This is a genomic window from Pseudomonas sp. GW821-FHT04C07 (assembly GCF_059420325.1).
This window is the reverse complement of the sequence record NZ_JBWKTM010000002.1, coordinates 249,679-262,465: the sequence shown is the minus strand read 5'-3', so window position 1 is coordinate 262,465 and position 12,787 is coordinate 249,679. Positions and strand designations below refer to the sequence as shown.

The following is a 12,787-nucleotide window of genomic DNA, read 5'->3' as shown; positions in this document are numbered from 1 at the left end:
GGCCCGAAATGATCGAACCTGGCATTTATAAAGACGTGATGGCCTCCTTCCCCTCCGGGGTCACGGTGGTCACCACCCTCGACCCCGAGGGCGGCATCGTCGGCATCACCGCAAGCGCCTTCAGTGCGCTGTCGATCGACCCGGCGCTGGTGCTGTTCTGCCCCAACTACGCCTCAGACACCTACCCGATCCTGCGCGACAGCAAACGCTTCGCGATCCATTTGCTCTCGGCGGATCAGCAGGCCGTGGCCTACGCCTTTGCCGGTAAAGGCAAGGACAAGGCCAAAGGCATCGAATGGCACCTGAGCGAACTGGGCAACCCGCTGCTCAACGAGGCCACGGCGATCATCGAGTGCGAACTGTGGCGCGAATACGATGGCGGCGACCACGCAATCATCGTTGGCGCGGTGAAGAACCTGATCCTGCCTGAGCAACCCGTCACGCCAATGATTTATCACCGAGGCAAGCTGGGCCCGCTGCCCACCCTCGCCTGAGCACTTTTCTTCAGGGTCGCACGCCACCACCCATCATCACCGCGAAGGTTCGAAATACGGCATCGACGACTACCTTGAACTCAAATACACCCTGATGGGTGGGCTTTGATCCGCCGGGAGCGATCTGACATGAACAACGAGAAATACCAAAAGGGTCTGGCAATCCGCACTCAAGTGCTGGGCCAGGACTATGTGAACAAATCGATCGAGAACGCCGACGACTTCACTCGCCCGCTGCAGGAAATGGTCACCGAGTACTGCTGGGGTCACGTCTGGGGCCGCGAGGGCTTATCGCTTAAAGAACGCAGCATGATAAACTTGGCCATGATTTCGGCACTCAACCGGCCACACGAACTCAAGCTGCATGTACGCGGCGCCTTGCGTAACGGTCTGAGTCGTGAACAAATACGGGAGATCCTGCTTCAGGTAGGCATCTACTGCGGTGTCCCCGCAGCCGTAGACAGTTTCCGTCTCGCCCGTGAAGCATTCGCCGAAGCCGACGCCGAGGCATCCAGTTAACCACTGGCTGTTCAATCTGACCGGAGCACTGATGATCGAAGCGATCGAAGTGCTCTTTTTGCATGGACAGCCACATTCAGAGCGGACCCGATGAAACGCCTGCCACTTGACGACAGCTTCAAGGTCAATCGCAACCCCGTTACCCTGCGCGAAATCGTGCTGGATAAATTGCGAAGCGCCATCATGAACTTCCAGCTTCTGCCGGGAGACCGTCTGGTCGAGCGGGATCTGTGCGACCGTCTGGGTGTCAGCCGCACCTCCGTTCGTGAAGCCCTGCGCCACCTGGAATCCGAAGGCCTGGTGGAATTCGCCGATGCCAAGGGCCCGAGCGTTGCCATCATTACCCTGGAAGATGCCTGTGATATCTACGAGCTGCGTTGCGTGCTCGAAGGCCTGATCGTCCAGTTGTTCACACTGCGCGCCAAGGCCAAGGATGTTCGCGCCCTGGAAAAAGCCCTCGAGGAGAACCGCAAGGCCCTCAAGGACGGCGAATTGCAGCAAGTACTCGATTCGGTACAAGGCTTCTACGACGTTTTGCTGGAAGGCTCGGGCAACCACGTCGCGGCCACCCAGTTGCGCCAGTTGCAGGCACGCATCAGCTATCTGCGCGCCACTTCGGTGTCCCAGGAGAACCGCCGCAGCGTCAGCAACCAGGAAATGGAACGCATCGTCGAGGCGATCAAGAGCGGCGACCCACTGGCTGCGCATCAGGCATCGGTCGATCACGTCCGCGCCGCCGCGAAAGTCGCGCTGGACTACCTCAAGCTCAAGCAGAACGAGACTGACAAGGTGCGTGAAATCGTCTCGCCCATCGTTCTCAAAGAACCGCGCATAGGTCACTGAACATGCCCATCCCGCGCTTCTGCCCGCAATGCGGTAGCAGTGACCTCGGTCACCAGCAGCCGCAAGGCGATACCCATGAGCGCTTGATGTGCCGCGGTTGCGGTTACATCCACTACGTCAATCCAAAGATCATTGCCGGCTGCATCATCGAGCAGGATGGCAAATACCTGCTGTGTCAGCGTGCGATCCCGCCGCGCCCCGGCACCTGGACCCTGCCCGCAGGCTTCATGGAAAGTGGCGAAACCACCGAGCAGGGAGCCCTGCGCGAAGTCTGGGAAGAAACCGGGGTGCGCGCGGAAATCGTCTCGCCCTACTCGATCTTCAGCGTGCCGCAGATCAGTGAGGTCTACATCATCTTCCGCGCCATCGCCGTGGAAGACACTGGACAATACGGCCCGGAAACCCTCGACTGTCGCTTTTTCGCGCCCCAGGACATTCCCTGGGACAGCATCTACTACCCGGCCATCCGGCAGATCCTCGAACGCTATATCGAGGAACGCCAGGCGGGTGTCTACGGCATTTATATGGGCAACGATGACAGCGGCACAGTCCACTTCATCCGCTGACCGAACCGCCGAAACTCAGGCTTCATACCCTTCGACAATGATCACTTCAGCCCTGGCTGCGCCCTGGCGGTACTGGCACGCCTGCTGATATTCCGGCGAGCGATAGCACGCCTGCGCCTGTTCGTAAGACTCGAACTCGATCACCACGCTGCGTTGCGGCGTCGCCCTGCCCTCCATTGCCTCGCAACGCCCGCCACGGGCCAGCAGCTTGCCGCCAAACAGGGCGAAGGCTGCTGGCGCGCGCTGGGTGTATTGAACGTATTGATCCGGGTCGGTGACGTCGACGTGGGCAATCCAGTAAGCCTTCATAGCAACCTCGTTATTTCGGTTTATTTTGTATTATGGTATACCATAAACACGAACCTTCAACCATTCGCGACACAGAGAGCCCGAGCATGGCCTTCAACAGCATCGAAGAACTTATCGAAGATTACCGTCAAGGCAAGATGGTCCTGTTGGTCGACGATGAAGACAGAGAAAACGAAGGCGACCTGCTGCTCGCCGCCGAACGCTGCAATGCCCAGGCGATCAGCTTCATGGCCCGCGAAGCACGGGGCCTGATTTGCCTCACGCTGACCGACGAGCACTGTCAGCGGTTGGGTCTGGAGCAGATGGTGCCGAGCAATGGCAGTGTATTCAGCACCGCCTTCACCGTGTCCATCGAAGCCGCCACCGGGGTCACGACCGGAATCTCGGCCGCCGACCGCGCCCGCACCGTCGAGGCCGCCGTGGCGGCGACTGCTACCGCGCAAGACCTGGTACAACCGGGGCATATTTTCCCGTTACGGGCCAAGGAAGGTGGCGTGCTGACCCGCGCCGGGCATACCGAGGCCGGTTGCGATCTGGCGCGCCTGGCCGGTTTTACCCCGGCCTCGGTGATCGTTGAAGTGATGAACGATGACGGCACCATGGCCCGGCGACCGGACCTGGAGATCTTTGCGGCCAAACACGGCATCAAGATCGGCACCATCGCCGACCTGATCCATTACCGGCTCAGCACCGAACATACAGTGACCCGCATCGGCGAGCGCGAACTGCCGACCGTTCACGGTACGTTCCGACTGGTCACCTATGAGGACCGGATCGAAGGCGGCGTGCACATGGCCATGGTCATGGGCGATATCCGTCGCGAAGACCCGACACTGGTCCGCGTGCATGTGATCGATCCGCTGCGCGACCTGGTTGGCGCCGAGTACACCGGGCCGTCGAACTGGACGCTGTGGGCGGCACTGCAAAAAGTCGCCGAAGAAGGCCGTGGTGTGGTGGTGGTACTGGCCAATCACGAGTCCTCGCAGGCGCTGCTTGAGCGGATTCCCCAGTTGACCCAACCGCTTCGGCAATACACCCGCTCACAATCGCGAATCTATTCCGAAGTCGGCACCGGGGCACAGATTCTGCAAGACATCGGCGTCGGCAAACTACGCCACCTCGGGCCACCGCTCAAATATGCAGGCTTGACCGGGTACAACCTGGAAGTCGTGGAAAGCATTCCGTTTACCGGCTGACGCCCTACCCTTGTAGGAGCGAGCTTGCTCGCGATGGACGTTAACAATAACGCGTGCTTTCTGAATAACACGCCGCCCTTGAGTCCATCGCGAGCAATCGAGCGTCGACCGGCTGCTCCTACAAGGGTTTTGCGTACACCTGAGGCACAAAATATCGCCATCTGCTGACAATCGGTAAGGCGAAGCCCTTGCAGAAAGCTTGGAATACCATAATATGATATTCCATAGACCGAACAATTCGTCAGGCGCACCCGCCAGGGAGGACACACAACAACAGCCCCTGACACGGTCGATGTTCAAGGCCCCGATGGACCTACTGCTCCCGATAGGCGGGCGTCAACAGCCCGCTCAAAAACACAACAAATGAGGGCGTAAAAATGGTGTTGAATAAACGTGCAACCGCGTTACTCGCTGCAGGCTTTCTGGCAATCACCTGCACGGCAGCCAGTGCGGCTGACAGCATGAGTTTCGTCAGCTGGGGTGGCTCTACCCAGGATGCGCAAAAGCAGGCCTGGGCCGACCCTTTCAGCAAGTCCAGCGGGATCAAAGTGGTCCAGGACGGCCCGACCGACTACGGCAAACTCAAGGCCATGGTTGAAAGCGGCAACGTGCAATGGGACGTGGTCGATGTCGAGGCGGATTTCGCCCTGCGCGCAGCGGCTGAAGGTTTGCTCGAACCGCTGGACTTCAAGGTGATTCAGCGCGACAAGCTCGACCCGCGTTTCGTCTCCGATCACGGCGTCGGCTCGTTCTTCTTCTCCTTTGTCCTCGGTTACAACCAGAGCAAGCTCGGCGCTACGGCCCCGGAAAACTGGAACGCACTGTTCGACACCAAAACCTTCCCGGGCAAACGTGCGCTGTACAAATGGCCGAGCCCTGGCGTACTGGAACTGGCCCTGCTGGCCGACGGTGTTCCCGCCGACAAGCTCTATCCTCTGGATCTGGATCGCGCCTTCAAGAAACTCGACACCATCAAAAAAGACATCGTCTGGTGGGGCGGTGGCGCACAATCCCAACAACTGCTGGCCTCCGGTGAAGCCAGTCTCGGTCAGTTCTGGAACGGCCGGATCCATGCCCTGCAAGAAGATGGCGCACCGGTCGGTGTGAGCTGGAAACAAAACCTGGTCATGGCCGATTTCCTGGTTATCCCCAAAGGCTCGAAAAACAAGGACGCGGCCATGCGTTTCCTGGCCAACTCCAGCTCCGCCAAAGGCCAGGCTGACTTCTCCAACCTGACCGCCTATGCACCGATCAACACCGATAGCGTGCAACGCCTGGACTCAGTACTGGCACCCAATCTGCCGACTGCCTACGCTAAGGATCAGATCACTCTCGACTTCGCGTATTGGGCCAAGAATGGTCAGAGCATCGCGACACGGTGGAACGAATGGCTGCTCAAATGAAGATGACGGCCACTGCGTCCCGTCAATCCAATCCGGTCGGGGGCGCCTCTGGCGTCGCCGGTTCGGCTCCAGGCAAGGCGGCGGCCATGAAGCCTTCCACTCCACTGACCCAACGTTGGCGCGGTGCCAGCAACCTGGCCCCGGCACTGCTGTTCCTTGGCCTGTTCTTCTTCGCGCCGCTGATCAGCCTGCTGCTGCGTGGGGTCCTCGAACCTGTTCCAGGGCTGGGCAACTATACCGAGCTGTTCGCCAACTCGGCTTACGCCCACGTGCTGTTCAACACCTTCGCGGTGGCAGGCCTGGTCACCGTATTCAGCTTGCTGTTGGGTTTCCCGCTGGCTTGGGCAATCACCCTGGTCCCGCGTGGCTGGGGCCGCTGGGTGCTCAATATCGTCTTGCTGTCGATGTGGACCAGCCTGTTGGCACGGACCTATTCCTGGCTGGTGCTGCTCCAGGCTTCAGGGGTGATCAACAAGGCCTTGATGGCCATGGGCATCATCGATCAACCGCTGGAGATGGTGCATAACCTCACTGGCGTGGTGATCGGCATGAGCTACATCATGATTCCGTTCATCGTCCTGCCGCTGCAGGCGACCATGCAAGCCATCGATCCGATGGTCCTGCAGGCCGGGTCCATTTGCGGTGCCAGCCCGTGGAGCAATTTCTTTCGGGTGTTCCTGCCGCTGTGTCGGCCGGGGCTGTTCTCCGGCGGCTTGATGGTGTTCGTCATGTCCCTGGGCTACTACGTCACCCCGGCACTGCTCGGTGGCGCGCAGAACATGATGCTGCCGGAATTCATCATCCAGCAGGTGCAGTCGTTCCTCAACTGGGGCCTGGCCAGCGCTGGCGCAGCCTTGCTGATCCTGATCACCCTGGTGCTGTTCTACTGCTACCTGAAGCTGCAACCGGAATCCCCGGTCGGCTCCAGCAACTCGAGGTAAGCCATCATGTTATTGACCGCCAATGCCATGAGCCGGCGCATGCGTTTGAGCCTTTACCTCACCACCGGGGTCATCGCGTTGTTTCTGCTGCTGCCCATTGTGTTCATCGTGCTGCTGTCGTTCGGCTCTTCTCAGTGGCTGGTGTTCCCGCCACCGGGCTGGACGCTGAAGTGGTACATGCAATTCTTTTCCAATGCCGACTGGATGGATGCAGCCTTTGCCAGCCTCAAGGTCGCGGTCCTGACCACGATCTTTGCCGTGGCCCTGGGTTTACCGACCGCCTTCGCCTTGGTGCGTGGGCGCTTTCGCGGCCGGGAGATGCTGTATGGCCTGTTCACCCTGCCGATGATCGTGCCGCTGGTGATCATCGCCGTGGCGGTGTACGCGCTGTTTCTCAAGCTCGGCTACACCGGGACGATGTTCGCCTTTGTGGTCAGCCATGTGATCGTCGCGTTGCCGTTCACCATTATCTCGATCATCAACTCGCTGAAACTGTTCGATCAGTCGATCGAGGACGCTGCGGTGATTTGTGGTGCTTCGCGACTGCAAGCGGTGTTCAAGGTGACCTTTCCGGCAATCCGCCCGGGCATGGTCGCCGGTGCGTTGTTCGCCTTTCTGGTGTCGTGGGATGAGGTGGTCCTCAGCGTGATGATGGCCAGCCCGACCCTGCAAACCTTGCCCGTAAAAATGTGGACCACCTTGCGTCAGGACCTGACCCCAGTGATCGCCGTCGCCTCGACGCTGCTGATCGCGCTGTCGGTACTGGTCATGGTGATCGCCGCCGCTGTGCGCCGGCGCAACGAAGTCAGCGCCTGAGCGCCTGGGAGAAAAAAATGAGTGCTGTGATCAAAGACCCTGCGCAGCAGGACAACAAGACCCTGGTCAGCCTGCGCAACCTGAACAAGCACTACGGCGACTTCGCCGCCGTGGACGACATCTCGCTGGATATCCAGGACGGTGAATTTCTCACTTTTCTCGGCTCCAGCGGCTCCGGGAAAAGTACCACCCTGTCAATGCTGGCCGGCTTCGAAACCCCCAGTTCCGGGGAGATCCAGGTCAACGGCAAATCGCTGGTCAATGTGCCACCGCACAAACGCGACATCGGCATGGTGTTCCAGCGCTATTCGCTGTTTCCGCACCTCTCGGTGCGCGACAACATCGGCTTCCCGCTGGATATTCGCAAACTCGGCAAAGCTGAACGTGAGCGTCGGGTCGAAGCCATGCTCAAACTGGTGCAACTGGATCAGTTTGCCCATCGCCGCCCTTCGCAACTTTCCGGCGGCCAGCAGCAGCGCGTGGCGATTGCCCGGGCGCTGGTCTACGAGCCACGCATTCTGCTGATGGACGAACCACTCGGCGCGCTGGATAAAAAACTCCGTGAAGACCTGCAGGATGAACTGCGCCAGCTCCATCGGCGCCTGGGCATCACCATCGTCTACGTGACCCACGATCAGGAGGAAGCCATGCGCCTGTCACAACGCATCGCGATCTTCAGTCATGGCAAGATTGTCGGCCTGGGCAGCGGCTTCGACCTGTATCAGAACCCGCCGAATGCCTTTGTCGCCTCGTTCCTGGGCAACTCGAACTTCCTCAAACTCAACGCCCAGGGCAATGCCGTGGCGACCTTTGAAGGCCAACCGCTGTCGATCCGTCTGACCTCAGGGTTGCAAACCGGTCAGGAAGTGCTGCTCATGGTTCGCCCGGAAAAAGCCCTGGCCCTGAGCGTCGAACAGGCCGCCAGCGATCCCCTCGCCCCAGGCTGGAACGAAGTGTCAGCGAGCGTCACGGAAGTGTTGTTTCTTGGCGAAAGCCAGACCTGCAGCGTGGTCACCTCCGGCGGCACGGCGATGACCGTCAAAGCGCTGTCTGCTGCGGGTATGCCGCTTAAAACCGGCGATCCGGTGCGGGTGCGCTGGGCCACTGCCGATGCCTGCGTCTATACCCTGTGGGCGGAGAGTGATTTGAACAAGGCGGCTGGCGCGCACTGATCTGCTTCCCTGCCAAACCAGGCCAACGCCCTTTAACCAGGGCGTTGGCTTTTTTGTGGGTGAGGTATTGTCGTTGCAGGCAAGCCTGCGGTTGTCGTAGCAGCTGGCGAAGCCTGCGTTCGGCCGCGAAGCGGTCGTGAAATCAAACAGCGCGGTGTTTCAGGTTAACCGTGGACACAAGGTTTACGACCGCTTCGCGGCCGGACGCAGGCTTCGCCTGCTGCTACGAGGGGATTGTTGTATCGGCCATAAAACTCCTCCGATTCATGACCTCTCAGCCGAGAACGGACATTCGTCTAGACAGGAGAAAAACCACTTGCAAAGATGATATTACGGTATACCATCAGACATACAAAACCACTAAAAAGGCGCACAGCGCTACCGTCTGGCCGAGGAACATCCGATGATCGACGCGAACGTCTACAAATTAGTCATGGGCTCCTTCCCTTCCGGTGTGACAGTCATCACCACACTGGATGATGAGGGTCAAATCGTCGGTCTGACGGCCAGCGCTTTCAGCTCACTGTCGATGGACCCGGCCCTGGTGCTGTTCTGCCCCAATTACAGCTCCGACTCCTACCCGGTGCTGATCAAGAACAAGCGCTTTGCCATTCACTTGCTTTCCGGTGAACAACAGAACGAAGCCTATGCCTTCGCCCGCAAAGGCAAGGACAAGGCGCAAGGCATCCAATGGACCCTCAGCGAGCTGGGTAATCCGCTGCTGAGCAATGCCACCGCCATTATCGAATGCGAGCTATGGCGTGAGTACGAAGGCGGCGATCACGCCATCATGGTCGGCGCGGTGAAAAACCTGATCGTGCCGCAGCAGCAGAGCCGCCCGCTGGTGTATTGCCGCGGCAAGATGGGCGCCCTGCCAGCCTTTGCCTGATCCCACCCCCGTGCCTGTAGCTGACAGGCAACAACAAAAAAGATCCGAGGTATGCGTCATGAAATTTTCGTTATTCGTGCATATGGAGCGCTGGGATGAGCAAGTCAGCCATCGCCAATTGTTCGAAGACCTGACCGAGCTGACCCTGCTGGCCGAGGCCGGTGGTTTCCGCACCGTCTGGATTGGCGAACACCACGCCATGGAATACACCATTTCCCCAAGCCCGATGCCGCTGCTGGCCTACCTCGCGGCACGCACCACCACCATTCACCTGGGCGCCGGCACCATCATCGCGCCGTTCTGGCACCCGCTGCGGGTCGCCGGTGAATGCGCGCTGCTGGATGTGATCAGTAACGGCCGCATGGAAGTCGGCCTGGCTCGAGGCGCTTACCAGGTTGAGTTCGACCGTATGGCCGGCGGCATGCTTGCCTCCTCCGGCGGCCAGGCCCTGCGGGAAATGGTTCCGGTGGTGCGCGCGCTGTGGCAAGGCGACTACGCCCACGATGGCGAGATCTGGAAGTTCCCGACGTCCACCAGCGTGCCCAAGCCGATCCAGCAGCCAAACCCGCCGATGTGGATCGCCGCCCGCGACCCGGACTCGCACAACTTCGCAGTGGCCAACGGCTGCAACGTCATGGTCACGCCGCTGATGAAAGGCGACGAAGAAGTGCTCGACTTGAAGAACAAGTTCGAAGCCGCTCTGGCCAATAATCCTGACGTCCCGCGCCCGCAACTGATGGTGTTGCGCCATACCCATATCCACAGCGCTGACGACCCCGAAGGCTGGAAAGTCGGCGCCAAGGCCATTTCGCGCTTCTATCGCACCTTCGATGCCTGGTTTGGCAACAAGCAAGTACCGGTCAACGGGTTCCTGGCACCTAGCCCGGAAGAAAAATTCGAAGGCCGTCCTGAGTTCGAACTGGAAAACATCCACAAGAACACCATGATCGGCACGCCTGAAGAAGTCATCGCACGGATCAAGTACTATCAGGAACTGGGCGTCGACGAATTCAGCTTCTGGTGTGACAACAGTCTGCCCCACGCCGAGAAAAAGAAATCCCTAGAGCTGTTCATCAAGCACGTCGTGCCTGCGTTCCAGTAAGCCTGCGGTTACGTATACTGCCGCACCTGCAGGGTTGCGGCAGTACCCGATCAGCATTGCCTGTCATGGTCGATTTTCATGATAAACAGTCGATTCTACCCACGTGCAAGCTCCCCTGCTCCAGGCGCTGAACTGGCGTACTTGCGTGGCGATTCGACCTCTTCGCACATCCATCTCAAGCGCTTGCGCGCCTGCGTTTCGGCCAAGCAGAACGGCTTCTGGCTGATAATCACCTGAGTAAACCCTGAGTTAGAACCACACTGCGACCGGACTTCGCCTGGCGAGTCTTGTCGTTTGTGTACTCTGCTTCGACTCGATCGAGTCTGCGGGGCGGCCGTTTGCGCCCCGTTCTTCATCAGGTTTGCTCATGAATAATAAAAACGCGCTCTTGATCATCGACATGCAACAGGAAGATGGCTTCCCCCTGGAAAACTTCGAGGGGGTCATCGCCCATAACCTTGCATTGCTCACGGCGGCCCGCCGCAGCTCTATCCCGGTGTTCTACACCCGGCATATCAATCAGGCCGACGGCCGTGGTCTAGCTCCGGGCGAGCCCAGGGCCGACGACGACGGCCCCAGCAGTTACCGGGCCGGTACCGCTCAAGTAGAAATCATCGCTGCACTGGCACCCCGGCCGGACGAGCAGGTCATCGACAAACATCGCTACAGCGGCTTTCATCAGACCGACCTCGACGCGCGACTCAAACAGCTGGGCATCGACACCCTGATCATCAGCGGCGTGCTGACCGATGTTTGTGTATTAACGACGGTTTTCGACGCCTTTTCGCTGGGTTATCGCATCCAGCTGATCACCGACGCCTGCTCAACCAGCACCTGGGCGGCGCACTACTCTGCGCTGCTGATCATGGCCAACTGGGTGTACTCAATCGAGCTGTTCACCTGCGAACAATTCCTGCTTTCGCTGCGCGGTGAGCATTTTGTCTGCTGCGCCCCCGGGCAGCCGGACCTGTTCGCCCACCAGCCCGAGGAGTTGACGAACACCATTGCCCGCTTCCAATCCAGCCTTCAGCGCCAGGAGTGCCTGTCATGAGCATCGAAAAAAGAAGCATCGATTTCATTCCAGAGTCCGAACGCTACGGTAAGCCCGGTTCGCTGTTCTTCATCTGGTTCGGCGCCAACATGAACATCACCACCATCGCCTCCGGGGTGTTGCCGGTGGTGATCGGGTTGAATCTGTTCTGGAGCGCGCTGGCGATCGTTCTGGGCTCGCTGCTCGGCGCGATCTTCATGGCTTCGCACTCGGCCCAGGGACCCAAATTGGGGATCCCGCAGATGATCCAGAGCCGCGCGCAGTTCGGGGTGATCGGTGCGATCCTGCCGTTGCTGTTCGTCATGCTGATCTACCTCGGCTTCTTCGTCAGCAACACCTTGCTGGCGGCCCAGGCCCTGGAGTCCGTCAGCCCGCTGGGCGGCAATGCAAACATTGTACTGATCGGTGCGTTGTGCTTCGTGGTGGCGCTGTATGGCTACCGGCTGATCCATCGGCTGCAAAAGCTGCTGTCGATCCTGTCGCTGTTGGTGTTCATCGCCGCCACGTTGCTCGCGTTGAGCCTGCCGATCCCGGCGGGGCAATGGGCTGCGACGGACTTCTCACTGGCGAAATTTTTGATGGCAGTGAGCATTGCAGTGACCTGGCAACTGTCCTATGCCCCATATGTAGCGGACTACTCACGCTACTTGCCGAGCAAAACGCCGATGCCCCAGGTGTTCTGGTACAGCTACGCCGGGACGGTCAGCGGCGGTGCGTGGATGATGATCCTTGGTGCGATCCTGAGCGTGGCCATTCCCGACTTCGCCGCCAATGTAGGCGGCCATGTCGCCGGACTGTTCGGCCCGGCGGCGCTGCTGTTGTTCGCGTTTATCGTCTACGGCCAGGTGTCGATCAACGTTTTCAACCTGTATGGCGCGTTCATGTCGACCATCACCGTGATCGAACCCTTCTCTCGCCTGCGCGTCACACCACGGGTCAGGGGCGTGTTCATGTTGATCATCAGCCTCGTCGCCACGGCCTTATGCACCATCAATCAGGCTGACTTCATCGCCTTTTTCCTCAATTTCATCTTCTTCATGAGCTATTTCCTGATCCCCTGGACAGCGATCAATCTGGTCGACTTCTACTGGTTGAGGAAAGGTGAATACCGGATTGACGATATCTTCGACATGAATGGCATCTACGGCCGGGTCAACTGGATCGCCTGCGCGAGCTTCATCGTGGCCATCGTGGTGGAGATCCCCTTCATGAACACCACCCTTTACGTCGGTCCGCTGGCCACGCTGCTCGATGGTATCGACCTGGCCTGGGTAGTCGGATTGGTGGTGCCAGCCATCAGCTACTACTGGCTGATGGGACTCGGCAAGCAGGCTCCAAGGGTCGGTGAACTGTCATAAAGACCCTGCGCAACGCCTGATCGCAGGTTTTCGCCCATCACACACCCGCCTGAGCCAAGGCGAAGGCCGGTGTGTGAGTTCGCGCCAGCTTTGGTACCCATTGGCACTCGGCAATGGCACTCGACGTC

At 59.5% G+C, this 12,787-nt stretch carries 15 protein-coding genes; 14 read left to right on the top strand and 1 reads right to left on the bottom strand.

Annotated features, from left to right (window positions below; genetic code table 11):
• Nucleotides 1–8 precede the first annotated feature (8 nt).
• The 4 genes from AC07UI_RS04795 to AC07UI_RS04780 all read left to right on the top strand — a co-directional run bounded on the left by AC07UI_RS04795 (nt 9) and on the right by AC07UI_RS04780 (nt 2,422).
• Complete coding sequence (locus AC07UI_RS04795; protein WP_494991401.1) at nt 9–494, top strand: flavin reductase family protein; 486 nt, start codon at nt 9–11, stop codon at nt 492–494.
• Nucleotides 495–623: 129 nt separating this feature from the next.
• On the top strand, nt 624–1,013 hold the full coding sequence (locus tag AC07UI_RS04790; protein WP_150807566.1) for a carboxymuconolactone decarboxylase family protein: 390 nt from the start codon (nt 624–626) through the stop codon (nt 1,011–1,013).
• Between the two features lie 90 nt (nt 1,014–1,103).
• On the top strand, nt 1,104–1,856 hold the full coding sequence (locus AC07UI_RS04785) for a GntR family transcriptional regulator (RefSeq protein ID WP_494991400.1): 753 nt from the start codon (nt 1,104–1,106) through the stop codon (nt 1,854–1,856).
• 2 nt (nt 1,857–1,858) lie between these two features.
• The gene (locus tag AC07UI_RS04780) at nt 1,859–2,422 is read left to right on the top strand and encodes an NUDIX hydrolase (protein ID WP_494991399.1); all 564 of its coding nucleotides are present in this window, start codon (nt 1,859–1,861) and stop codon (nt 2,420–2,422) included.
• A 15-nt stretch (nt 2,423–2,437) separates the two neighbouring features.
• On the opposite strand, the gene AC07UI_RS04775 is transcribed toward AC07UI_RS04780, so the two are convergent.
• Complete coding sequence (locus AC07UI_RS04775) at nt 2,438–2,731, bottom strand: DUF1330 domain-containing protein (RefSeq protein ID WP_494991398.1); 294 nt, start codon at nt 2,729–2,731, stop codon at nt 2,438–2,440.
• 86 nt (nt 2,732–2,817) lie between these two features.
• On the opposite strand from AC07UI_RS04775, the gene ribBA reads away from it, so the two are divergent.
• The 10 genes from ribBA to AC07UI_RS04725 all read left to right on the top strand — a co-directional run bounded on the left by ribBA (nt 2,818) and on the right by AC07UI_RS04725 (nt 12,659).
• Nucleotides 2,818–3,927 carry a bifunctional 3,4-dihydroxy-2-butanone-4-phosphate synthase/GTP cyclohydrolase II gene (gene ribBA, locus AC07UI_RS04770; RefSeq protein ID WP_494991397.1) on the top strand — a complete coding sequence of 370 codons (1,110 nt, stop codon included), beginning with the start codon at nt 2,818–2,820 and terminating at the stop codon, nt 3,925–3,927.
• Between the two features lie 377 nt (nt 3,928–4,304).
• Complete coding sequence (locus tag AC07UI_RS04765) at nt 4,305–5,330, top strand: ABC transporter substrate-binding protein (RefSeq protein ID WP_494991396.1); 1,026 nt, start codon at nt 4,305–4,307, stop codon at nt 5,328–5,330.
• On the top strand, nt 5,327–6,271 hold the full coding sequence (locus tag AC07UI_RS04760; protein ID WP_494991723.1) for an ABC transporter permease: 945 nt from the start codon (nt 5,327–5,329) through the stop codon (nt 6,269–6,271). The genes AC07UI_RS04765 and AC07UI_RS04760 overlap by 4 nt, the downstream gene beginning before the upstream one ends.
• A gap of 6 nt (nt 6,272–6,277) precedes the next feature.
• On the top strand, nt 6,278–7,087 hold the full coding sequence (locus AC07UI_RS04755; RefSeq protein ID WP_494991395.1) for an ABC transporter permease: 810 nt from the start codon (nt 6,278–6,280) through the stop codon (nt 7,085–7,087).
• 17 nt (nt 7,088–7,104) lie between these two features.
• Complete coding sequence (locus tag AC07UI_RS04750) at nt 7,105–8,259, top strand: ABC transporter ATP-binding protein (RefSeq protein ID WP_494991394.1); 1,155 nt, start codon at nt 7,105–7,107, stop codon at nt 8,257–8,259.
• 403 nt (nt 8,260–8,662) lie between these two features.
• Complete coding sequence (locus tag AC07UI_RS04745; protein ID WP_489074574.1) at nt 8,663–9,148, top strand: flavin reductase family protein; 486 nt, start codon at nt 8,663–8,665, stop codon at nt 9,146–9,148.
• A 58-nt stretch (nt 9,149–9,206) separates the two neighbouring features.
• Nucleotides 9,207–10,250 carry an LLM class flavin-dependent oxidoreductase gene (locus AC07UI_RS04740; protein WP_494991393.1) on the top strand — a complete coding sequence of 348 codons (1,044 nt, stop codon included), beginning with the start codon at nt 9,207–9,209 and terminating at the stop codon, nt 10,248–10,250.
• A gap of 78 nt (nt 10,251–10,328) precedes the next feature.
• Nucleotides 10,329–10,487, top strand: a complete 159-nt coding sequence (locus tag AC07UI_RS04735; RefSeq protein ID WP_494991392.1) for a hypothetical protein — start codon at nt 10,329–10,331, stop codon at nt 10,485–10,487.
• Nucleotides 10,488–10,617: 130 nt separating this feature from the next.
• A complete protein-coding gene (locus AC07UI_RS04730) occupies nt 10,618–11,301 on the top strand; it encodes a cysteine hydrolase family protein (RefSeq protein ID WP_494991391.1) in 684 nt (227 codons plus the stop codon).
• Nucleotides 11,298–12,659 (top strand): purine-cytosine permease family protein, encoded by a 1,362-nt coding sequence (locus tag AC07UI_RS04725; RefSeq protein WP_494991390.1) that lies wholly within the window; start codon nt 11,298–11,300, stop codon nt 12,657–12,659. Before AC07UI_RS04730 ends, AC07UI_RS04725 begins: the two co-directional genes overlap by 4 nt.
• Nucleotides 12,660–12,787: the final 128 nt, after the last annotated feature.